Origin of the sequence: Microcystis sp. M109S1 (assembly GCF_020247025.1) — a bacterium.
Lineage (GTDB): Bacteria > Cyanobacteriota > Cyanobacteriia > Cyanobacteriales > Microcystaceae > Microcystis.
The window spans coordinates 1-2,593 of record NZ_JADBRW010000408.1; the positions used below are offsets into that span (position 1 = coordinate 1).

Here is a 2,593-nt window from a genome sequence, read left to right on the forward strand (position 1 = left end):
AATTGTACCAGAAGGCAATTGATAACCTGTTAAATTCCCTTGTTTCCACCATCTCCAAGCCGTTCGATAACTTATTCCTGCTTTTTTTGCATAGTCTGATAGTTTCCTGTCTATATATTACCATGCCTGACTATATCTGACTATATTTGTATTGAAACTTTACAATACTAAATCCGGTTATTAAAAACTGATTATTTATTCTCCGTTTTGCATGAGTGCCTCTCCTGATATGTAGCCTATACTCAACGGATTTAGTATGAGTTTTCGGTTCACTGATTACTGTTCACTGTTTACTGATCACTGGAAAAAGCTGACTAACTGGTTGAGAGGTTAAACAATCTCAAAAGCTGAGATCAAGCATCTTGATCTGTATTTTCTCAACCAGTCAAATCAAGCAAGAATCCTAATAATAATTACCGACTTTGCGATGGTGAACAGCCGTTAAACCATCAGGTTGAGAAACGCGACCATCGGTGACTTTATTGTAAACAATCCAGTGGTCAGCACATTCCATACGACTAACTACCTCACATTCTAAATAAGCGAGGGCATCGGCTAAAATTGGGGAACCATTATTAGCGGTGCGAGTATTGACTCCTGCAAAACGATCTTCCCCAGGTCCGAAACGTTTTAAAAAGTGTTTCATCAGGGTTTGATAATTGCCTTCTTCCAGAATATTTAAAACGAATTGATCCCCCACTTGCAGTAAAGACTCGATCGCCCGATCTTTGGCCACAGCAACGGTAAAACCGGGAGGATCAAAACTTGCTTGAGTCACCCAAGAAGCGACCATTGCCCCGCTTCTGTCTCCTTTCTTGGTGGTAATAATATATAGACCACCGCTAATCCGTCCGATGGCTTTATCGAGGTCAGTATCGAGGGATTTTCTTTGTTTAACTTTTACCTCTTGGGTTAATAGTTGTCCCATATCTGTCCCCGCTTCTTCACAGCGTTGATAGAGACTCTCGTTAGGAGTTTCTGTGCTACGAATGGGATCGAAAGCTTTGGTTAAGCCAACTTCACGAAACTTATTAAATAGAGGTAAAATCGGTTCATCATCATCCCCTTGACATTCAAACATTCCGAGGTATTGTTTGGGGTTAACCGAGGCGAGAATTGTGCCTAGATTCCCCGTAATTTCTTGGGCATGAATACCAGAAACGGGGGGAGTACCGATGACGATTCCCACCGCGGAAGAAGCTAATTCTTTTACCTCTTGGGGATCGGCGGATTTCAGGTCTAGAGTTTCTACGGCCACACCAGTTTTAGTAATACCTTTGGCAATAGATTGACAGAGGCGATCGCTATAACCATAATCGGAAACGTAGAAAACAGCGACGGTTTTTTCTGCCTTAGTTTGTGCCTGACTCCAATCACGATAATGGTTCAATAATTCGGTAATATTATGTTTTAATACCGGTCCATGACCATTAGCCACGAGATTAATATTACCCAAGGGTTCCATCCGTTTCATCGCCGCTAGTACGGAACGAGCATTAGGAGCCATTAAACATTCATAATAGAAACGATAATCCGGTTCAATAGCACTTAATTGCTCATCGTAAAGATCATCGGAACAGTAGTGCATTCCAAAAGCATCACAGGTAAATAAAATTCCCGAACCGTGATCGTAGGTAAAAATAGTATCGGGCCAGTGTAAATTAGGAGCGTTAACGAATTCGAGAATGTGACCGTTGCCTAGGTCTAACTGATCGCCATTTTTGACCAGTTGACGTTGAAAAGGATGATGAACTAAATTCTCTAAAAACTGAATTGCTACTTTCGACCCAACGACGGTAATATTGGGAGCAAGTTGCAATATATCTCTGACCAAACCACTGTGATCGGGTTCGGTATGACTGATAATTAAATAATCGATTTCTTGGGGGTTAATTAATCCGTTGAGATTATCCAAATATAGTTGACGGAATTTTTCGTGAGAGGTATCCACAAGGGCGATTTTTTCCCCACGAATCAGATAGGAATTATAAGTCGTACCGTTTTGTAATCCGAATTCAATATCGAAGCGATCGCGATCCCAATCGAGGGAGCGAATAGCAGTAGTGTCTGCGGTGAGATCGGCCACCTGCACGGTGAGACGTTTTGTTTTGACTGGTGTAGCAACCATCGAAACTCTCCTTATTGTTAAGTTTTTTATACTTTGTCTCTATTGTGCCACGAGAAAATTAAGTATGGAGATTTATAATATTACGTTACGCCATGCCGACCAATCTTGCCGTTGCTTGAACTGTCAAAACAGTGCGATCGCCAATCGCGTAGGGTACATCCCATTATCCCACTAATCGAAAAGCAGCATCAATCGGCAATTGTAACGGTAAGGATTGATTCCAGCGTTTCGAGAAAAATAAAATCTCCAAATTCTCAATCTCCCCAGAAGTCGGATTTAGACGAGCGACAATTTCATCCCCAATCTCCTCCGACTCTTGATCTGCTTGACATCCTCACCGCCGTAAAACGGACGGTGATTCCCAAACCTCACGATTTGGGTTTCTGCTTCTTTCCCTTGCGGGGTTCCGCACCTGCCTTAACAGATTTACTCTGTTCTGGTCTTATGGTCGCTCTACAGACTGAC

The 2,593-nt window shown here is 42.2% G+C and carries 1 protein-coding gene and 2 pseudogenes; all 3 read right to left on the reverse strand.

The features are described from left to right. Nucleotides 1–114 (reverse strand): annotated as a pseudogene (locus IM322_RS23545) (IS607 family transposase); the annotation flags it as partial. Nucleotides 115–403: 289 nt separating this feature from the next. Beyond that, on the reverse strand, nucleotides 404–2,128 hold the full coding sequence (locus IM322_RS19965; RefSeq protein ID WP_287674313.1) for a diflavin flavoprotein: 1,725 nt from the start codon (nucleotides 2,126–2,128) through the stop codon (nucleotides 404–406). 163 nt (nucleotides 2,129–2,291) lie between these two features. Then, nucleotides 2,292–2,453: pseudogene (locus IM322_RS23550) on the reverse strand (DUF2283 domain-containing protein); the annotation flags it as partial. Nucleotides 2,454–2,593 lie beyond the last annotated feature (140 nt).

Bases quoted from the DNA above. Each gene is read 5' to 3' on its own strand.
- IM322_RS19965 (WP_287674313.1), bottom strand. From the start codon at position 2,128: ATGGTTGCTACACCAGTCAAAACAAAACGTCTCACCGTGCAGGTGGCC.